Origin of the sequence: Nonomuraea glycinis (assembly GCF_035920485.1) — a bacterium.
Taxonomy (GTDB): domain Bacteria; phylum Actinomycetota; class Actinomycetes; order Streptosporangiales; family Streptosporangiaceae; genus Nonomuraea; species Nonomuraea glycinis.
This window is the reverse complement of record NZ_CP109166.1, coordinates 754,393-773,866: the sequence shown is the minus strand read 5'-3', so window position 1 is coordinate 773,866 and position 19,474 is coordinate 754,393. Positions and strand designations below refer to the sequence as shown.

Here is a 19,474-nt window from a genome sequence, read left to right as displayed (position 1 = left end):
GCCAGGATGGGGGCATGACGAGTACCTTGCGCCGCCGCCCCGCCCAGCGTCGCAGCGTGGAGCGGGTGGAGCGGATGCTCGACGAGTGCGCGCTCCTCCTCGACGAGATCGGCTACGAATCGCTGACCACCAAGGAGGTCGCTCGCCGGGCCGAGGTGCCGATCGGGACCTTCTACCAGTTCTTTCCCGACAAACAGGGCCTGGTGCGTGCGCTCGCGCTGCGCAATCTGGAGGCGTTCCTCGGCCGGGTGTCCGAGCTCATCGCCGCCGCCGAGCTGAGCCACTGGACCGACCTGGTGGAGCTGGCCATCGACGAGTTCGTGTCGATGAAGCGGAGCACCCCGGGGTTCGGGGTGGTGGACTTCGGCGAGGTGCTGCGCGCGCCGGGCGGCCCGGCCATCGAGGGCACCAACCGCATGCTGGACGCGGCGCTGGAGAACAACGCCGTCGTCGCCGACCGCCTGCGCGGGCTCGGCACCGACCTGCTCGGCGTCCCCCTGGACCGCGGCCTCGACCGGGCGATCCTGGTGGCGGTCGAGGCCACGGACGCGGTGCTCAAGCTCGCCTTCCGGGTGGACCATGACGGCGACCCCGAGCTGATCGCCGAGTGCAAGCAACTCGTCCGCCGCTACCTGGCCGACCACCTGCCGTCCTGATCGGCACCCTGTTCAGCACGCTTGATCAGCCCTTGGATCAGCATCCAGATCAGCCGCCTGTTCGGCGCGCTTGATCAGCTCGGCGCGTCGAGTCGCGTCTTCAGCTCCTCGTCCAGCTTCAGCTCCGACCCGCCGATGGCCTCCTCCAGCTGGGCCAGGGAGCTCACGCCGACGATCGGCACGTGACCGTCCGCCAGCAGCCAGGCCAGGACCACCTGGTTCGGCGTCGCGCCCAGCTCCCGCGCCACCTCGTGCAGGACGGCGAGCCGCCGCGTGGTGCCCGGGTGGTCGTACATCTCCGCGATCGGGCGGTCCTCGCGGGTGTACGCGCCGAACATCAGCGTGTTGTACGCCCACAGCGTCACGTCGTGCTCGCGTACGTACTCCAGGTGGTCGTCGGTGGTGAGCGTGTGGCCTCCCTCCGCCGGCCTGGTGTACGGGCGCGGGCGCAGGTAGGTGTGGCGTAGCTGTAGGTGGGTGTAGGGGAGCCAGCCGTGCGCGGCCGAGACGTTCCTGGCCCGCTCCAGGCGCCAGGCGGGCAGGTTGCTGGCGCCCGCGCGGCGGATCCTGCCTTTCTGGGCCAGCTCGTCGAGCTTCGCCAGGGTCTCCTCCAGGGGGACCGAGCGGTCCTCGATGTGCGCCCAGTAGAGGTCGACGTGGTCGGTGCCCAGTCTGCGGAGGCTGCCCTCGATGGCCTGGTCGATGGCGGCGGCCGACAGGCCCTCGGTCCTGTCCAGCGTCCTGTCGCCGGGGGCGATCGGCCGGGCGCCGACCTTGGTGCTCAGGAAGACCTGGTCGCGGTTGCCACGGGCGGCCAGCCAGGCGCCGATGGCCGCCTCGCTCTCGTCGCCCGTGCAGCCCTCGACCCAGAACGGGTAGTTGTCGGCCGTGTCCAGCATGGTGCCGCCGGCTTCGACGAACCGGTCGAGAATGGCGAAGGTGTCCCGCTCGTTGACGGCGGTGCCGAAGGGGATGGTGCCAAGTGCGATCTGCATGGCCATGACTGTGGAAGCTGGAGTGCGGTCCATGTCAAGCGCCGATTTTATTTCCGGATTTACAGTGATATTTCGGTTATTTCGGGCGTGGCTTGACCTGGAGTGCACTCCAGGTGGGATGCTCGACCATCGTGAGCGTCTACACACCTGCCGAAGTGGTCGAAGAGACCGGCTTCACTCTGGACACGTTGCGCTACTACGAGAAGATCGGCCTGCTGGAGCGGGTCGAGCGCAACTCCGCCGGGCAGCGCCGGTTCACCCAGGAGGACATCGGCTGGCTCGGCACCATCCGGTGTCTGCGCGACACCGGCATGCCGATCGCCGAGATGCTGCGCTTCGCCGAGCTGGTCCGCGCCGGCGACCACACCATCGCCGACCGCATCAAGCTCCTGGAGGAGCACGATCGTCGCGTCGAGGGACAGATCGACAACCTGATCGAGCGCAAGCGCTACGTCAGCAACAAGATCTCCTATTACCGGAGCGTTCTGTAACGTCGCGTTGGCGGGCCGGTTGCTAGAACCGTGATGCATGGCCGGGCCCAGGGCGAGACGGATCAACATCCCACTGCGCCGCGTAGCGAGGATGTGCGCGGGGATGCTGTTCGCGCTGCTGGCGCACCTCACCCTGGTCCAGGCGTTCGAATCGAGAGACCTCAACGCGGACCCGCGTAACGAGCGCACCCGCATCGCCCGGTTCGGCCAGCCACGCGGCGACATCGTCACCTATGACGGCACCGCCGTCGCCGTCAGCCGCGAGACCGGCGGCGGACCGTACCGCTATCAGCGCTTCTATCCGCACGGCGAGATGTACGCCCCCATCACCGGGCACGTGTCCCCGCGCGGCGCCGGCGGCATCGAGCGGGCCCGGGAGGCGGTGCTGTCGGGCGACGACGCCAGGGTGAAGGTGCAGTCGCTGGTCAGGGAGGGCACCGCGCAGGGCGCCGACGTCTGGCTCACCATCAGGAAACGCGTCCAGTGGGCGGCCTACCGCAGCCTCAAGGCCTCCGGCCGCCCGGGCGCCGCCGTCGCCGTCAACCCGGCGACCGGCGCCATCCTGGCCCTGGCCACCTACCCGTCGTACGACCCGAACGCCTACACCACCTTCGACGCCGCCGCCTTGGCCGCGACGGACGACCGCCTGCGCCGCGACCCGGCCGAGCCGCTGCTGAACCGGGCCCTCGACCGCACCTATCCGCCGGGCGCCGTATCGAAGCTCATCACCGCGGCCACCGCCCTCACCACCGGCGGCCACATTCCGTCCACCGCGCTGAACCCGTCCGGCAACGCGCATGATCGGGACGGCCGGGACGATCGGGGAGGCCCGGAAGGCCCGGAAGGCCCGGAAGGTTCGGAAGGCCAGGACGGCCGGGGCTGTGGGGAGGGCCGGCTGACGCTGTCGCGGGCCTTCCGGCTCTCCTGTGACCAGGCCCTGGCCGACCTCGGGCGGTCGCTCGGCCAGGACGCCCTGCGGGACCAGGCGGAGGCGTTCGGCTTCAACACCGCACTGACGGTCCCGCTGCCCGTGGCGGTCAGCACGTATCCCGCGGCCCAGGACCGGCCCGGCACCGCCCTGGCGGCCGTCGGCGATTCCGGCATCCGGGTCACCCCGCTCATGGTCGCGATGCTCTCGGCGACCGTGGCCAACGACGGCACCCTGATGCGCCCGTACCTGGTCGAACGGGCGCGCCTGCCCGGCGGCTCCACCATCAACCGAGCCGGCCCGTCCCCCTACCGCACGGCCATGAGCCCGGCCATGGCCGGCCAGCTCACCACCATGATGACCACCCGCCCCCGACCGCAGGGCCCCGGTACCGAGGTGGCGCTCGCGTCCACAGGATCGTCCACCGTCTTCACCGCCTTCGCCCCTGCCCGAGCCCCCGAGGTGGCCGTAGGTGTGGTCCTCGACCACCCCGGCCCCACCGCCGCCATCGCCCACGCCATCCTCCAGGCAGCCCTGTCCTGATCCCCGCATCTTCCGCCTGACAGATCAGGTGAACGCCACGAAACTCATATAACGATCAATTCGACAAGAGCCCTTGTCGTGTTAGGCAAGAGGTATAGTCTGCCGCGTGTGGTGGAACGAGACGATTACGCGGCCATCCGCGACCGCATCGCCATGCTCTCGCGCCAGCGGAGACTGCGCTGCGACTGGTCCGAGACGACCAAGCGACAACGCTTCCTGCTGCTGTGGGACGCCGAGGGCCGCGTCGCAGCCCGGGCGATCGTCCCGTTGTATCCTGCCGAGACGCCGATGCTGGTGGACTTACTCGAACGTGGGCTCGCGCACTTGTTCGGGGCTGACTGGCTGGAGGACTGATGGCCGCGAACACCGTTGATGTCCGCGTCACCATGGCCGGCAAGCTATGGCTTGCCCAAATGGATGGTGCCGCCGGAGGGATATCCGCTCACTCGTTGAAGGAACTGTACGGCGACATTGCCGAAGCTCTGCCGTTCCTGTTTCCCGACCGCGAGCAGCCGCCCACGCCTGTCTACCACTACTCCTTGGACGGCCTGTCCGCACAGGATCTCGACAACTTCGCCGAGCTTCAGCGCCGGGCTGCTGCGATCGCCGATGACTACACGCGTACTCTGAAGGAGCGCGTTGCACAGTTGCACCAGCAGGGTCTGTCCGACGGGGACATCGGTCAGTTGCTCGGTCTCACGAAACAGCGGATACAGCAGGTTCGCCCCAAAGCTGGCCGCGAAGCTCGGCAGAGTGCCTGACCAAGTGATCGCCGTGCCACACCCCGTCCAGTCCCGTATCCTCCACATCGCGCGCGGCCTTATGCAGTTCAAGGCCGGCACTGCGTAGTACGGCGACCCCAGGCAGGATGACACCGATCTCGAAAGTCCTCATGACCCCTACGGACGGCCCGCCGCACCGGCTGAGCGGTTGAGTCCCCGCCACCAGTGGGAAATTCCCTTGAGGCCAGGGCCGTGATGCGAGAGCATCAGCGGCCGTATGACCCTCTTTCGCAACCGTGATTTCACTGTCTTCCTGTCCGTGCAGGCTCTGTCGGTGGCCGGTGACTCGTTCTCGATGCTCGCCATCCCCCTGCTGGTCCTGCACGCGACCGGCTCCGTCGTGCAGATGGGCGTCCTGACCGCTCTGTCCGGTGCCGCGTCACTTGTGACAGGGGTGTTCGCCGGCCACCTCGCCGATCGCCTGGACCGTCGCAGCCTGCTCATCGGCTGCGACCTCGCCCGCGCCGCGCTCTACGGCGCCATCCCGATCGTCTGGATCTTCGGCCCGCAGATCTGGCTGCTGTACGTGATCGTCCCCTTGGGCGCCGCCCTCGGCATGTTGTTCCAGGTCACCTACGTCACGGTGGTGCCCAGCCTGGTCGAACCCGATCAGATCACCCAGGCCAACAGCCGTCTGTACGCCGTCTACGCCGCGGGGAGCATCGGCGGCCCCGCACTGGTCGGGGTGATCTCCGAGGCCTACGGCCCGGTGGTCGCGATCGGCATCGACGCCGCGAGCTTCGTGCTGTCCGCGCTCGGCATCCTCCTGATCCGGCTACGCCCGGCCACAGCGCCGGAGGACCGGGGCGGCCTGCTCGAAGGCGCCAGGTTCCTGTGGCGGCAGCCGGTACTGCGCTCGCTGACCATCCTGCTGACCTTCTTCATCTTCCTGACCGCAGGGGTGGACGACATCGTCATCTACCACCTCAAGCACGACCTCGCCCAGAACGATGACGCCATCGGCCTGGTCCTGGCCTGCGCGGCCGTCGGCACCATCCTGGGCGCCCCGCTGATCGCCCGCATCCGCAAGGCGATCGGATTCGGTCGCACCTGGGTGGCCGCCACCACGCTGTCCGGCCTGGCGATGGGCTGTATCGGGCTGGCCACCGGCGTGCCTTCGATCGCCGTCCTCATGGCGCTGTTCGTGTTCGGTACGGCCGTCGCGGGAATCTGCTCCCAGTCCTTCCGCCAGGAGGTCACCCCCAGCCACCTGCTGGGCAGGGTCACCGCCGCCTTCTGGACCATCCACTACGTCCTGGGCCCCGCCGGCGCCGCCCTCCTCACCCTCGGCGCCTCCCACCTCGGCGTCGCCACCGTGGTGGCCATAGCCGGAGCGGGCTGCGTCCTGGTCTCCTTGTCCGGCCTCCTTACTCCGATCCACCGCCCCCTCCCGCCCGGCTGACCTTCGGCTGTCATGTGGCCGCACTGAAACTTGGGCAGAGCGCCTGGTCCGTCGACGTGCGAGATAGTCAGGGGTCTGATGGTCCGAGCTAAAATCAGTGAGAGAGCCAGGAGCCCAAGGACGCCGTCGATCTCGTGCTGGAGCGGTGGCGGCGGGAGCGGCTCGATCTTGATCTTCCGCGACGGGGTGTTCGCGCGTATTGCTTGGCTGACTCGGCTGAGCCGTAAACACAAGAAGGGGAAGTCTCAAGGGGTGAGTGCCGGTTCCGGGCTCGGGTGCGGTGCCGCGTGTGGCCGGGTCGATCCTGGCCGGGCTGGGCGCGGCCATCTGTGGCGCGGGGCTCGCGCCGGCGATCGCATGACAGGCGGGAGGAGACCATGGGCGCTGCCACGAACCGCCCCCATGAGATGCCGCTGCTGGTGGTGGGCTATGACCGGCACCCGGCCGCGCAGAGTGCGCTGCGGACGGCCGCCGAGTTGGCCGACCGGCTGCGGGCGCGGCTGCTGGTCCTGCACGTCGTCGATCTGGAGGACTACCCCATCGACCCTGACGCCGCCGACTGGGAGGCTTGGGCCGAGCGGGCGGTGAGTGCCGAACGCGCCTCTGCTGAGGAACTGCTGGCCGTGCACCGGCTGCCGTGGTCGTTCCAGGTGACGCACGGCGAACCGGCGCGGCAGGTGCTGGAGGTGGCGGCCCGCCATGACGCGCTGATGATCGTCATCGGTGCGGCCCGGCGCGAGTGGGGGGTGCACCTGCTGACCTATTCGGTCGCCAAGCACCTCACCCGCCACGCCGACCGACCGGTGCTGCTGGTGCCCGAACACCATCCCCGCTGACAACGCGCGATGGCCTGCCGGATCTCGATTCGGGTCCGGCTTGCGGTGGCCGGTACGAGGTTCGTGCAGGGTTTCGTCGCTGCGGGAAAGGGGGCATGCCTGCGGTATCAGTAGCCGGGGAGGGGCGCCGGGCCCGCCCTGGATGTCTTACGGCGGATCCATGCGAGGTCGCCGACCGGAGAGGTGATGTGTAGGACATGCCGGATTGGTTGCACGCGGGTGTGTGGGGGCTGGTCGCCGGCGGTGCCCTGGTGCTGGGTGCGGCCATCGCCTGGCTGGTCAAGGTGCCTGTACGGGCGATCGCCACGATCATGGCGTTCGGGGCGGGCGTCCTCATCTCGGCGCTGTCTTTCGAACTGATCGATGAAGCGGCCCGCTCGGGCGGACTCCTTTCCACCGCCATCGGCTTCCTCGGGGGCGCGTGTATCTATGTTGCCGCCAACGTCGCGCTGGCTCGCTACGGAGCCCGGCACCGCAAGCGTTCGCAGGACCAGCAGCCCGGTGAGGGCGACAGTCCGGGGAGTGGGGCCGCGATCGCCATCGGCGCTCTGCTCGACGGCGTGCCCGAGTCGGTGGTGCTCGGGCTCTCCCTGTTGCATGGGGGTGAGATCGGGCTGGCCGTTGTGGCGGCGGTCTTCATCTCCAACGTGCCTGAAGGGTTGTCCAGTGCCGCCGGGATGAAGCGGGCCGGCCGCAGTGTCTGGTACGTCTTCGGTGTTTGGGGAGGAATCGCGCTGGTCAGCGGTGTGTCCGCGCTTGTCGGGTACCTGACGCTGCAGTCCGCGTCACCGGCCACCATCGCCGTCATCACGGCCATCGCAGCGGGCGCCATCCTGGCCATGGTGGCTGACACCATGATCCCCGAGGCGTTCGAACGCGCCCATATGTTCACGGGTTTGATCACCACCATCGGGTTCTTGTCCGCATTCGCCATTGAACGGCTGGCCGAATGAGCCGGCACCTGGACCGATCAAGGTCTGAGGGACGAGCACGAGGGGCCGATCGTCGGGCAGGGACCCCATGGGCTGCCTCGGAGTCCGGCCGCACTATCGGTAGGCCGAGGCCTGGAGGGTGTAGAGCTCGGCGTAGAGGCCGTTGAGCGCCATCAGGGTCGCGTGGTCGCCCTGCTCGGTGACCTCGCCGTGGTCCAGGACGTAGATGCGGTCGGCGTAGCGGACGCTGGCCAGGCGGTGGGTGATCAGCAGGACCGTGCGGCCGTCGGCGTGGCCGCGGATGCGTTCGAACAGGGCGTGCTCGGCGCGGGCGTCGAGGGCGGCCGTGGGCTCGTCGCAGATCAGCAGGCGGGCGTCGCGGTGAAAGCCTCGGGCCACGGCGATCCGCTGCCATTGGCCGCCGGACAGCTCGTGGCCGTCCTTGAAGCGTCGGTCCAGCAGGGTGCGGTAGCCGTGCGGCAGGCCGGCGATCACTTCGTCGGCGCCCGCGACGGCCGCCGCGGCGTGCAGGCTCTCCTCGCCCTTGCCGGTGCCCATGGTGATGTTGTAGAGGGCGGTGAGCGGCCAGCGGGTGTGGTCCTGGGCGATGACGGCGGTGCGCCCGCGCAGCTCCTCGGGGTTGACCTCGCGCAGGTCGGTGTCGTCCCACAGGACGCTGCCGGTGTCGGGCTCGTAGAGGCCGGAGAGGATCTTGGCGAGGGTGGTCTTGCCGGAGCCGTTCTCGCCCACGAAGGCGATCACCTCGCCCTGCTTGATCTCGACGGACACGCCGCGCAGCGCGGGGGCGTCGGAGCCGGGGTAGGTGAAAGCGACGTCCTTGGCGCTGATCCGCTCGAAGCCGTCGGGGGCGGCGGCCCGCTGCCGGTCCGGCAGGCGGCGCTCGGCGTCGGCGCAGAACTCCAGGAAGTCGGTGAAGTAGAGGCCGTCCTCGTAGAGCCGGTTGGTGGCGTACATCAGGTTGGCCAGTGAGGTCTGGCCGGATCTGATGGCCAGCACGGCGGTGCCCGCGACGGCGAGTGGGATGGCGGCGAGGGCGAGCAGCACGCCGAGCGCGACGTAGACCAGGGCGCTGCCGACGCCGCCCAGCGCCTCGCCCACGAGCTTGGCGATGGTCTGCCGCCTGGCCAGGCGGAGCATCACGTCCTGCTCGGCCTTGGCCGCCGCGTCGTACATGCGCAGCAGGAAGTGCCGCATGGTGAACGAGCGGACCTCGGCCGCCGGGTCGCGGTCGGCGAGCAGCTGGGCGATGATCCACTTGCGCCGGATGGCGGGGACCAGCGAGAACATGGTCGTGTAGCGCATCCGGGCGCTGCGCACCGCCGCCCAGGCATCCGGCAGCACCGCCAGCAGCAGCAGCGGCAGCAGGATCGGGTGGAGCACGCCGAGCACGCCGGCCACGGCCGCGATGCCGACGGCGGCCGTCACCACGTTGATGGCCGTCCCCACGACCGAGTCGACCGTGGCCACGCCGCGCGACCTGGCTCGTTCGAGCGCGTCGTGAAACGCCGGATCGTCGAAGGCGGCCAACTCGACGCGGCTGGTCAGGTCGTAGAGTCGCTCCTCGGCCTGGCGGCTGATCTGCGGATCGAGGCGGGACTGCGCCCAGCCCGCGCCCGCCTGCACCACGGTGCGCAGCGCCGCGGCGGTGGCCACCAGGGCGAGGCTGGGCAGCGCCGCGATCACCCGGTCGGGGGTGGGCCCCTCGCTGAACAGGGCGTTGAGCACGCCTGTGGTGGCCAGCAGGCCGAAAGCGGTGAAGAGCCCGCCCAGCAGGTTGAGGACGATCGTCGCCACGGTGTCGCGGGGGCTGGCGCGCCAGGCCATGCCCATCGCCTGGCGGACCAGTGACGGGAGTCGCTTGGCGATGGTGAGGAAACCGACCTCCGCCATCGTGTCGGTGTGTGCATACCAGTCGGACAGGGAGATCTCGCCCAGCTCAAGGGGCTCGTCGGCCATACGAAGAGTGTGTACTCCGGCACCGACAGTTTCCTATGGGCGTCGCGTATGCGGACCTGTTACCCGTACCTGCTTGACGGGTCCGACCGGGAAGTGGGTTGATGGCACCTACTGACAACGTTGTCAACTCACCAACTCGGGGGGTTTGGAAGGGATGGTGTGCGCATGAGACGACGGTGGATGACAGCCGCCGCGATCACTATGGCAAGCGTGCTGAGCTTGTCCGCCTGTGGTGGTGGTGAGCAGGCGGCGCAACCCAGCGCCAGTGGCGGCGGCGACAAACAGCAGGTCGAGGTCTTCTCCTGGTGGACAGGGCCAGGCGAGGCCGACGGTCTGCAGGCCATGCGGAAGATCTTCGAGCAGCAGAACCCGACGCTCACCTTCTTCGACGCCGCCGTCGCCGGTGGCTCGGGCGACAAGGCCAAGGCGCTGCTGCAGTCGAAGCTGCAGGCCGACACACCGCCCGACACCTTCCAGGGTCACGCCGGCGCGGAGCTGCAGGGCTACATCAAGGCCGGTGACCTGGAGGAGCTCAACTCCATCTACGACGAGCTGAAGCTGCGTGAGGCCTTCCCGGAGCAGCTCGTCGAGCAGATCAGCGTCGACGGCAAGATCTACTCGGTGCCGGTGAACATCCACAGGTCGAACGTCCTGTGGTTCAACCCGACCGTCCTCAAGGACGCGGGCGTCGCCGGAGCGCCGAAGTCGATCGACGAGTTCGTCGCCGCCCTGGAGAAGGTCAAGGCCAAGGGCAAGATCCCGCTGTCCATCGGCTCGGAGTGGACCGTCACCCACCTGCTGGAGAGCGTGCTGCTCGGCTCGCTCGGCACGGACGGCTACAACGCGCTGTTCAAGGCGGGCGCGGACTGGAACAGCGCCGAGGTCACCAAGGCGCTGGAGAGCTTCAAGACGATCCTGTCGTACGCGGGCGACCCGCAGGACGACTGGCAGCCCGCGGCCAAGCAGGTGGCCGACGGCGAGGCCGCGTTCAACATCATGGGCGACTGGGCGTACGGCTACTTCCACAACCCGCCGGAAGGCGGGCTGGGCAAGACGTCGAAGACCGACTTCGACTGGGCGCCCTCACCCGGCACCGAGGGCTCCTACCTGTGGCTGTCGGACAGCTTCACCCTGCCCAAGGGCGCGAAGAACCGCGACGGGGCCGTGGCCTGGCTGAAGGTCGCGGCGAGCAAGGAGGGGCAGGACGCCTTCAATCCCCTCAAGGGCTCCATCCCCGCCCGTAAGGACGCCGACCAGTCCCTGTACACCGACTACCTGGCCGACGCGCTGAAGGACTGGGCGAGCAACAAGCTCGCCGGCTCCATCCAGCACGGCGTCGCGGTGAACCAGCCGTGGCTGGCCTCGATCAACGAGGCGGTCGGGCTGTTCATCGGCACCAAGGACGTGGCCGCGCTGCAGAAGGCCCTGGCCGACGCCGCGACGGCGAACGCCCAGTAGCCGACGGGTACGGCAGGCGTTCCGCACGCCTGCCGTACCCCTTTTCGTGAAAGGGAGTGTTTCGTGAGGCGGGCACGCACCTGGCTCCCGGGGCTGCTCCTCGTCGCGCCGTCGATCGTCGCGATCGGCGTGTTCGTGTACGGCATGCTGGGATGGAACTTCCAGCTGGCCATGACGGACAAGCACGACGAGGTATCCGAGGGCAACTTCGTCGGGTTGCAGAACTTCATCGACATCTGGGACCAGCCGAGATGGCATCTCTCGGTCAACCACGCCATCGTCTTCACGATCGTGTTCGTGGTCGGCGCGCTGGTGCTCGGCTGGCTGCTGGCGTTCCTGATGGAGAAGGGGATCTGGGGCGAGGGCACGTTCCGGGCGATCTACCTGTTCCCGATGGCCGTGTCGTTCGTCGCCACCGGCATCGTGTGGCGGTGGCTGATGAACTCCGGGATGGAGGAGCGGGCGGTCGGGCTCAACCGGCTGTTCGACGCGATCGGGCTGCCGCAGTGGCAGTGGTTCCGCGATCCGGACTGGGGGATGGCCGCGATGGCGCTCCCCGCCATCTGGCAGATGTCCGGATATGTCATGGCTTTGTTCTTAGCGGGCTTCCGGGGCGTCCCCGAGGAGCTGCGTGAGGCGGCGCGGGTCGACGGCTGCAACGAGTTGGGCGTCTACCGGCACGTGGTGCTGCCGCTGCTGCGCCCGGTCACGCTCTCTGCGCTGATCATCCTGGGGCACATCTCGCTCAAGGTGTTCGACCTGATCGTCGCGGTCTCCGGCAAGCAGATCATCACCGACGTGCCGGCGGTGTTCATGTGGGTGGCGGTCTTCGACTCCCACGACCCGGCCAAGGGCGCCACCATCGCGTCCTACATCGTGCTGAGCGTGGCCGTGTTCGTGATCCCGTACCTGGTCTGGTCCGTGCGTAAGGAGAGGCGCTCATGACGGCGGTGGCAGGGCGCAAGCCCGCCTTCACCTGGGTGCGGCTCGCGGTGCTGCTCGCCTTCGTGGTGATCGTCCTCATCCCGATCTACGTCCTGCTGGTCACCAGCTTCAAGCCGCTGACCGAGGCGGACCCCGGCCAGGCGTGGAACCTGCCGCGGACCTGGACGTTCGAGGCGTGGGGGGTGGCCTGGGAGAAGCTCGCCCCCGGCATGTGGAACAGCGTCCTGCTGGCGGTGCCCGGCTCGCTGCTGTCGTGCGCGTTCGGCTCGATGAACGGCTACGTGCTGTCGAAATGGCGCTTTCCCGGCTCCGACCTGGTGTTCACGCTGTTCCTGTTCGGCATGTTCATCCCCTACCAGGGGGTGATGATCCCGCTGGTGCAGCTCCTGGTCGGGCTGAACGACCTCACCGGGCTGCCGGGCGTCTTCTACGGCGGCCTGCCCGGCCTGATCCTGGCGCACGTGGTCTACGGCATCCCGATCTGCACGCTGATCTTCCGCAACTACTACGTCACCATCCCCGACGAGCTCATCGAGGCGTCCCGGGTGGACGGCGCGGGCATGCTGCGGACGTACTGGTCGGTGGTGCTGCCGGTGTCCGCGCCCGCCATCGCGGTCGTGATCATCTGGCAGTTCACCTCGCTCTGGAACGACTTCCTGTTCGCCGTCTTCCTCACCGGCCCGCAGAGCTGGCCCGCCACGGTGATGCTCAACAACATCGCCGGCGCCCAGGCCACGCCCTACAGCCAGCAGATGGCGGCGGCGATCCTGTCGTCCATCCCGACCATGCTCATCTACGTCCTGCTGGGCCGCTTCTTCATGCGCGGCCTGATGGCCGGCGCGCTGAAAGGCTGACCTCCGGGTTCGCGCAGTGCAGCAGCGGCTCGCCGCGCACATACCGGGCCACGTCGGCGGCCACGATCGTGGCCGCCTTCGCGGCGGTCTCCTTGCTCGCGCCCGCCAGGTGCGGGGTCATCACCAGATTCGGTACGGCGAGCAGCCGCGACTTCGCCGGGATCGGCTCCTCCGGGAAGACGTCCATCGCGGCGCCGAACAGATGGCCGGAGTCCAGCGCGTCGCACAGGGCGTCGTAGTCGAGCAGCGCCCCCCTGGCGCAGTTGACCAGGACGGATCCGGCGGGCATCGCGGCGATCTGCGCGGCGCCGATCATGCCGGTGGTCTCGGGTGTGGCGCGGGCGTGCAGGGAGACGAACCGGGAGCGGCGCAGCAACTCGTCCAGCTCGACCCGGCCGGGCACGTCCACGTCCACGTACGGGTCGTGGACCAGCACCTCGGCGCCGAAGCCCGCCAGCATGCGGGCCACCCGCCGGCCGATCGCGCCGTAGCCGACCAGCCCGACGGTGCTGCCCTCCAGCTCGGGGCCGACGTTGTCGTAGCTGTAGTAGTCGCCCCGCCACACGCCGCCGGCCAGGTCGGCGTGCGTCTGCGGGATGCGGCGCGTGGCGGCGAGCAGCATGGCCAGCGTGTGCTCCGCGGTGGCCACCGCATTGCGGCCGGGCGCGAACGTGACCGCCACGCCCGCCTCGGTGGCGGCCGCCAGATTGGCGTTGACCGGGCCGCCCCGGCTGACGCAGAACAGCCTGAGGTCCGGGCTGGCCTTCAGCACCCGGCTGGTCAGCGGGGCCATCTGGGTCACGCACACCTCGACGCCGCGCAACGCCTCGATCAGCTCGTCCTCCACGTCGGACGCCTCGTCGACCTCGCCCACCGGGCCGAACGGCACCATCGGCCACGGCAGCGTGAGCTCGCTGGTCTCCACCGCACCGGGCACCTCCCGCCTGAGCGCGTCGACGAGCAGGCGGTTCTGCACGAAATGGTCACCTGCGGCTAGGACTCGGGTGGTCAACGAACGGCTCCAATCGGGGAGTTGTACTGCAGGATCGCGGCCCGGTCGCCGCGCAGGCGCAGCTCGGTGATCGCGCAGTTGTCCAGCTTGGGGAACAGCCGCCGGTACTCGCCCAGCGGCACCCCGATCAGCCTGCACAGCGCGAGCCTGATGGCGGTGGTGTGCGCGACCACCAGCACCCGCTCGCCGGGCCCGGTGGAGGACACTGTGGCGGCGATGTCGCGCAGGGCCGCCACGAACCGGTCCGCCGCCAGGGCCGGGTCCTCGCCGCCGGGCAGCGGGTTGGCGCCCGGGTCGGCCTCGAAGGCGGCGCGCGCCTCGGGGAAGAGCTCGCGCATCTCGGCGGCGGTGAGCCCTTCGCCCTTGCCGAAGTCCACCTCCCGCAGCCGTACGTCGACCGCGAGTTTGACGCCCGCGGCGGCGGCGCCGGCCGCGGCGGTGATCCGGGAGCGGCTCAGCGTGGACGCCCACACGCCGGACAGGCCCGCCGTGGCGGCCCAGGCGGCGAGCCGCGCGGCCTGTTCGTGCCCGGCCGGGGTCAGCTCGATGTCGCTGATCCCGGCGTAGCGGTTCTCGGCGTGCCAGACGGTCTCGCCGTGGCGCACCAGCACCAGGTTCGTCATCGTGCGGTCCTCTCGCGGGCATGGTCGGCGGCCGCCGTCGGCAGCCAGCCGCGGTCTTCGAGTTCGGCGATGAAGCGCAGGTAGGGCTCGTGAAACTCGGCCCCCGAGGGGTCGATGACCGCCCGGGTACGCACCATCCCTCCGCCACTCACCGTGGTCACGGCGGCGGTGTCGCCGGGGGTCCCGGTCCAGGAGGTGGCGGGGCCGGTGGTCGCGCTTGCGGCGAGCAGGGCCATGCCCAGGGCGGGCTCGGCGTTCTCGCGCAGTGTCACCGGACGTCCCAGGACATCCGCCCTGAGCTGGTTCCAGTACGCGCTCCTCGTCGCGCCACCGGTCAGGATGATCTCCCCGTCCACGGGTGCGCCGAGGAGGTCGAGGTAGTCGAAGCAGAGGCGCTCGACGAACGCGGCGCCGCGCAGGATCGCCACATAACGCTCGACGTCGTCGGCGGGCTCGCCGAGGGTGAACCCCTCGGCCTCCGGCGCCGCGAACGGGAACCGCTCGCCGCGCGAGACCAGGGGATAGGTGATCGGGAGGAAGTCCGTGCCGCCCCCGCCGGTGCCGTAGCGGGCGGTGGCCTGCCGGCTGAGGGCGGCGAGGTCGCGGCCGGGGAGGTCACGGGCCAGGACGCCGGCGCCGGTGCTGGACGCGCCGCCCGGCAGCCACGAGCCGTCGGGCGCGCGGTGGGAGTAGACGACGCCGAGCGGGTCGTGGATCAGCTCCTCGGTCACGCCCTTGAGCACCAGCGTGGTGCCGAGCACCGAGTTCCAGCTGCCCGGCCGCAGCGCGCCCGCGCCGAGCTGCGCGGCGCACCCGTCGGTGGTGCCGGCGATCACCGGCGTCCCCTCGGGCAGCCCGGTGGCCTCGGCGGCCGCGGCACAGACCACGCCCAGGACACTGCCCGGCCGTACGACATCCGGCAGGACCTCGGCGGGCACCCCCAGCGCGTCCAGGACGTCGTACGGCCAGCGCTCGTCGATCAGATCCACGCCGGTCTTCAGCGCGTTGCTCAGATCGGTCGCCACCTCGGTGCCGACCAGGCGCCGATTGACGAAGTCACTCTGATGCGCCAGCCGAATCTCGCCCTGCCGCGCCAGTCGCGCTTCGGCGCGCAGCAGCCACAGGAGTTTGGGCAGCGCCCAGTTGGGCTGCATGCGCTGGTAGCCGAGTCGCTCCCAGACGCGCGCGCCCACGACGTTGACCCGCTCCACCTCCTCGGTGGCGCGCCGGTCGTCGTACATCAGGGCCGGGGTGAGCGGGTCGCCGTGGCCGTCGGTGAGCAGGACCGTGCCCGAGGTGGCGTCCACGGCCACCCCCGCGATCCGGCTCGCGGGCACGCCGGCGAGCGCCTCGCGGGTGGCCGCGGCCAACTCCTCCCACCACTGCTCGGGGTCCTGCTCGTGGCGGGGGCCGTCGCGGTGGCTGGTCAGGGCGCGGCTCGCCGCGCCGAGCACCTGCCCGCTCCCGTCGACGGCCATCGCGCGCACGCTCTGCGTGCCGAGGTCGATGCCGATCCAGACGCTCATGGACGACTCCGCATCTCGGCCAGCAGCGGCCAGGACCGGGAGCCGGTCTCGCGCAGGGCCAGAAAGTCCTGGTAGGCCGTGCCGTAGGGGCCCGGCCGGGGATGGACGCTCTCGCGCAGCCGTACATGATCGTCGGCGGCGGCGCGGACGTTCGCGGCGGCGCCGGTGGCGACCAGGCCGACCAGGAAGGCGCCCCGGGCGCCGACCTCGCTGTCGGCGGAGCGCAGCACCGGCAGCCCGGTGACGTCGGCGATGAGCTGGAGCCACAGCGCGCTGGCCGCGCCGCCACCGCAGACCCGCAGCTCACGCGGCGGCCGGCCGGAGGCGGCCAGGCAGTCCTGGATGACGAGGGTGAGCCCTTCCAGGACGGCGCGGGCGACGTGCTCGCGGCCGTGCTCGAAGGACATGCCGAGGAAGGCGCCCCTGGCGAGCGGGTCGGAGAAGGGGGCGCGTTCCCCGGCGGGGGAGAAGTACGGCTGGAACGACAGGCCGCGCGCGCCGGGCTCGCTCAGCGCGGCCAGCTCGCTCAGCTCGGCCGGGTGGGAGAGGCCGAGCAGGCGGCAGGCCCACTGGACGACCTCGGTGCCGGCGAAGGTGGGGAAGGCGCGCAGGTAGCCGCCCGGCAGCGCGATCGTGATGCCCACCGGCTCGCCGTCCAGGTCAGGCCGCTCGACCAGGCTCTCCACGCAGAGCGTGGTGCCGAGGATGGCGCACGCCTGGCCGGTGCGCACCGCGCCGGCGCCGAGCGCGGTGGCGGCGATGTCGTAGGGCGTCATCACCACGGGGGTGCCGGCGGGCAGGCCGAGCAGCGTGGCCGCGCCGGGGGTCAGCCCGGCCACCCGGCGCGCGTCGTCGCGCAGCTCGGGCAGCAGCCGGGCGGCCCAGCCGAGGTCGAACAGCTCCAGCAGCTCGGCGGAGTAGCGGCGGGCGCGCAGGTCCATGAAGGGGGCCGAGGCGTCGGACTCGTCGGCGGCGAGCTCGCCGGTCAGCCGGGAGAAGATCCACCCGCCGCAGGTGAGGTTGGCCGCCGAGCGCTCCAGCCGGGCGGGGTCGTGCTCCTTCAGCCAGGTCAGGATGGCGTGCGGCAGCCCGGAGGCGGCCGAGGAGCCGTTGGTCCTGAAAGCGCGCTCGGCCAGCCCGGACCGGGTCCAGGCGTCGACCGTGGCCGCCGCCCTGCCGTCGTTCCACAGGATCGCCGGGCCGGTCGGCTCGCCGGCGGCGTCGACCAGCCAGCAGCCGTCGCCCTGCGCGGTCACCGCGACGAAGTCGACGCTGCCGGTGAGCTCGGCGGCGACGCCGCGCACCGTGCGGACGACCGCCTCCCAGACCGCGCCCATGTCCTGCTCGGCCTGGCCGGGCGCGGGCCGGGACACGCTGGTCGAGTGCCGGACCACGACGGCCTCGGCGCCGGAGTCGTCATAGCCGACGGCCTTGATCACCGTGGTGCCGGCGTCGACGCAGATGGCCGCCATCAGGCCCTGCCGTGTGAGGTCCTCGACCGGCGTGAGACGGAGTCGACGACCACCGCCAGCAGCAGGACGGCCCCGGTGACCATGAATCTGATGGAGGAGTCGAGGTTCAGCAGCGTCAGGCCGCTGGAGATCGACTGGATGACGATGATGCCGAGCAGCGCCCCGAACGCCGTGCCGCGCCCGCCGAACAGGCTCGTCCCGCCGATCACGGCGGCCGCGATGGCGTTGAGGTTGACGTCGCCGCCGCCGCTGCTCTGGTTGGCGGCGGCCAGCCGGGCCGCGGCCAGGATGCCGCCCACCGCCGCGAAGGTGGAGCAGAGCACGAACACCGAGGTGAAGACGGCCTTGACGTTGATGCCGGCCCGGCGTGCCGCCTCCACGTTGCCGCCGACCGCGTAGACCGACCGGCCCCACTTCGTCCGCGACAGCAGGTAGTGCATGATCAGGACGAGGGCCACGAAGAAGACGAACATCCAGCCGACGCCGCGCGTCTGGCCGAGGTACCAGACCAGAAAGGCCAGCGCCACCAGCAGCGCCGCGCTGCGCAGCACGAGCGCGGGCACGCCCATGGCCGACAGTCCCGCCTTGCGGCGCTCCCTGGCGTGCAGCCAGCCGCTGGCGAACAGCCCACCGGCCGCGACGACGGCGAAGGTGTACGAGAGCCAGGCCGGCACGAAGGCGAGCTGGGCGAAGTTCACCAGGCCGGAGTCGAACGGCAGGTTGATCGAGCCCTTGGTGCCGAGCACGTAGAGCTGCAGCCCCAGGAAGCCGAGGAGCCCGGCGAGTGTGATGACGAAGCTCGGCACCCCGAACCGGTTGAACAACTGGGCGTACACCCAGCCGATCACCGCGCCGAGGACGACGGCGGCCAGGATGGCCAGCCAGACGGGCAGCCCCTCGCTGACGAACAGCACCGCCAGCACCGCCCCCGACAGCCCGCTGACCGAGCCGACCGACAGGTCGATCTGGCCGACGAGCAGCACGCAGACGATGCCCAGCGCGATCACGCCGACGGCGGCCGACTCCAGGGTGAGGTTCACCAGGTTCGCGCTGGACAGGAAGATCGGGTTGAGGATCTGCAGCACGGTCCAGATGACGACGAGCCCGACCACGACCGGGATCACGCCGAGGTCGCCCGCGCGGGCCCGGTCGAGCACGCCGGTGAACGCGCCGCGCAGGCCGGTGCCGCCGCGCAGCCGCTCGTCCTGGCGGTCGGTGGTCATCGTGCTGTTCACGAGGGCGATCCTTCCTTCTGGTCTTCCCCCCGGCGCGGCACCCGCCGCGTCACCGCGTTGTCGGTGGCGCCGGTGATCGCGGCGATGATGTCCTCCGTGCTGACGTCGTCGACGCCGAACACCCCGTTGTTGCGGCCCAGCCTGAGCACCACCACGGTGTCGGCCACGGCCTTCACGTCCGCCATGTTGTGGCTGATCATGATGACGCCGTGGCCGTTCTCGCGGAGCCGGTCGATCAGGTTGAGCACCTCGGCGGTCTGGGCGACGCCCAGGGCGGCGGTGGGCTCGTCCAGGATGATGATCTTCGGGTCGCCGAGCAGCGACCTGGCGATCGCCACCGTCTGCCGCTGGCCGCCGGACAGCGCCGCCACCGGCACCCGGACGCTGGGGATCTTCGCCGAGAGCTGGCGGAGCAGCTCCCACGAACGGGTCTCCATCGCCACGTCGTTCAGCCTGAGCGGGCGGATCTCCTGGCCCAGGAACAGGTTCTGGATGACGTTGAGGTTCTCGCACAGGGCGAGGTCCTGGAAGACGGTGGCGATGCCCAGCTTGTGGGCCGCCGCAGGCGTGGGGATCCGCACCGCCCGCCCAGCGAACGTGATCGTGCCCGTGTCCGGCGGGTGGACCCCCGAGAGGATCTTGACCAGCGTGGACTTGCCCGCGCCGTTGTCCCCGACGATGGCCACGACCTGGCCCGCGGCCACGTCGAGGGAGATGTCGGTCAGCGCGGCGACCGCTCCGAAGGTCTTGCTGATCCCGCGCAGGGACAGGACGCTGTCCGTCTGCTGAGTGGGCGACACGGAACTC

19 protein-coding genes are annotated in these 19,474 nt (G+C 70.3%); 11 read left to right on the top strand and 8 right to left on the bottom strand.

The features are described 5' to 3' along the window. Positions 1 to 14 precede the first annotated feature (14 nt). Positions 15 to 656: a TetR/AcrR family transcriptional regulator gene (locus OHA68_RS03540; RefSeq protein WP_189136622.1), complete on the top strand. Its 642-nt coding sequence runs from the start codon at positions 15 to 17 to the stop codon at positions 654 to 656. Positions 657 to 730: 74 nt separating this feature from the next. Here the strand turns inward: OHA68_RS03540 and OHA68_RS03535 are convergent, their stop codons facing one another. Then, on the bottom strand, positions 731 to 1,651 hold the full coding sequence (locus OHA68_RS03535) for an aldo/keto reductase (RefSeq protein WP_327106341.1): 921 nt from the start codon (positions 1,649 to 1,651) through the stop codon (positions 731 to 733). Positions 1,652 to 1,782: 131 nt separating this feature from the next. Between OHA68_RS03535 and OHA68_RS03530 the strand changes: the two genes are divergently transcribed. From OHA68_RS03530 to OHA68_RS03500, 7 genes are all read left to right on the top strand, one after another. Next, positions 1,783 to 2,142, top strand: coding sequence for a MerR family transcriptional regulator (locus OHA68_RS03530; RefSeq protein WP_189136624.1), 360 nt, complete (start codon positions 1,783 to 1,785; stop codon positions 2,140 to 2,142). A gap of 103 nt (positions 2,143 to 2,245) precedes the next feature. Next, complete coding sequence (locus OHA68_RS03525) at positions 2,246 to 3,613, top strand: penicillin-binding transpeptidase domain-containing protein (RefSeq protein ID WP_327106340.1); 1,368 nt, start codon at positions 2,246 to 2,248, stop codon at positions 3,611 to 3,613. A gap of 111 nt (positions 3,614 to 3,724) precedes the next feature. Beyond that, entirely contained in the window at positions 3,725 to 3,967 is a 243-nt protein-coding gene (locus OHA68_RS03520; protein ID WP_327106339.1) for a hypothetical protein, read from the top strand. Continuing rightward, positions 3,967 to 4,374, top strand: a complete 408-nt coding sequence (locus OHA68_RS03515) for a hypothetical protein (protein ID WP_327106338.1) — start codon at positions 3,967 to 3,969, stop codon at positions 4,372 to 4,374. The genes OHA68_RS03520 and OHA68_RS03515 overlap by 1 nt, the downstream gene beginning before the upstream one ends. 238 nt (positions 4,375 to 4,612) lie before the next feature. Continuing rightward, positions 4,613 to 5,797: an MFS transporter gene (locus OHA68_RS03510; protein WP_327106337.1), complete on the top strand. Its 1,185-nt coding sequence runs from the start codon at positions 4,613 to 4,615 to the stop codon at positions 5,795 to 5,797. 377 nt (positions 5,798 to 6,174) lie between these two features. Then, positions 6,175 to 6,633: a universal stress protein gene (locus OHA68_RS03505; RefSeq protein WP_327106336.1), complete on the top strand. Its 459-nt coding sequence runs from the start codon at positions 6,175 to 6,177 to the stop codon at positions 6,631 to 6,633. Positions 6,634 to 6,830: 197 nt separating this feature from the next. Further along, on the top strand, positions 6,831 to 7,586 hold the full coding sequence (locus tag OHA68_RS03500; RefSeq protein WP_327106335.1) for a ZIP family metal transporter: 756 nt from the start codon (positions 6,831 to 6,833) through the stop codon (positions 7,584 to 7,586). Positions 7,587 to 7,679: 93 nt separating this feature from the next. On the opposite strand, the gene OHA68_RS03495 is transcribed toward OHA68_RS03500, so the two are convergent. Beyond that, positions 7,680 to 9,542, bottom strand: coding sequence for an ABC transporter ATP-binding protein (locus OHA68_RS03495; protein WP_327106334.1), 1,863 nt, complete (start codon positions 9,540 to 9,542; stop codon positions 7,680 to 7,682). A gap of 201 nt (positions 9,543 to 9,743) precedes the next feature. Here OHA68_RS03495 and OHA68_RS03490 point away from each other — a divergent pair, with 201 nt between their 5' ends. The 3 genes from OHA68_RS03490 to OHA68_RS03480 all read left to right on the top strand — a co-directional run bounded on the left by OHA68_RS03490 (position 9,744) and on the right by OHA68_RS03480 (position 12,799). Continuing rightward, on the top strand, positions 9,744 to 11,000 hold the full coding sequence (locus OHA68_RS03490) for an ABC transporter substrate-binding protein (protein WP_327109448.1): 1,257 nt from the start codon (positions 9,744 to 9,746) through the stop codon (positions 10,998 to 11,000). Positions 11,001 to 11,063: 63 nt separating this feature from the next. Continuing rightward, a complete protein-coding gene (locus OHA68_RS03485) occupies positions 11,064 to 11,945 on the top strand; it encodes a carbohydrate ABC transporter permease (RefSeq protein ID WP_327106333.1) in 882 nt (293 codons plus the stop codon). Continuing rightward, a complete protein-coding gene (locus OHA68_RS03480; RefSeq protein ID WP_189136642.1) occupies positions 11,942 to 12,799 on the top strand; it encodes a carbohydrate ABC transporter permease in 858 nt (285 codons plus the stop codon). The genes OHA68_RS03485 and OHA68_RS03480 overlap by 4 nt, the downstream gene beginning before the upstream one ends. Here OHA68_RS03480 and OHA68_RS03475 read toward each other — a convergent pair. The 6 genes from OHA68_RS03475 to OHA68_RS03450 are packed head-to-tail and all read right to left on the bottom strand — an operon-like array spanning position 12,762 to position 19,467. Beyond that, positions 12,762 to 13,811 carry a 2-hydroxyacid dehydrogenase gene (locus OHA68_RS03475; protein ID WP_327106332.1) on the bottom strand — a complete coding sequence of 350 codons (1,050 nt, stop codon included), beginning with the start codon at positions 13,809 to 13,811 and terminating at the stop codon, positions 12,762 to 12,764. The genes OHA68_RS03480 and OHA68_RS03475 overlap by 38 nt on opposite strands. Next, positions 13,808 to 14,434: a histidine phosphatase family protein gene (locus tag OHA68_RS03470; protein WP_327106331.1), complete on the bottom strand. Its 627-nt coding sequence runs from the start codon at positions 14,432 to 14,434 to the stop codon at positions 13,808 to 13,810. The genes OHA68_RS03475 and OHA68_RS03470 overlap by 4 nt, the downstream gene beginning before the upstream one ends. Then, positions 14,431 to 15,960 (bottom strand): FGGY-family carbohydrate kinase, encoded by a 1,530-nt coding sequence (locus tag OHA68_RS03465; protein WP_327106330.1) that lies wholly within the window; start codon positions 15,958 to 15,960, stop codon positions 14,431 to 14,433. The genes OHA68_RS03470 and OHA68_RS03465 overlap by 4 nt, the downstream gene beginning before the upstream one ends. Beyond that, complete coding sequence (locus OHA68_RS03460; protein WP_327106329.1) at positions 15,957 to 17,432, bottom strand: FGGY-family carbohydrate kinase; 1,476 nt, start codon at positions 17,430 to 17,432, stop codon at positions 15,957 to 15,959. The genes OHA68_RS03465 and OHA68_RS03460 overlap by 4 nt, the downstream gene beginning before the upstream one ends. Beyond that, entirely contained in the window at positions 17,432 to 18,667 is a 1,236-nt protein-coding gene (locus OHA68_RS03455) for a sugar ABC transporter permease (protein WP_327106328.1), read from the bottom strand. Before OHA68_RS03455 ends, OHA68_RS03460 begins: the two co-directional genes overlap by 1 nt. Continuing rightward, positions 18,664 to 19,467, bottom strand: coding sequence for an ATP-binding cassette domain-containing protein (locus tag OHA68_RS03450; RefSeq protein WP_327106327.1), 804 nt, complete (start codon positions 19,465 to 19,467; stop codon positions 18,664 to 18,666). Before OHA68_RS03450 ends, OHA68_RS03455 begins: the two co-directional genes overlap by 4 nt. Between the last annotated feature and the right edge of the window lie 7 nt (positions 19,468 to 19,474).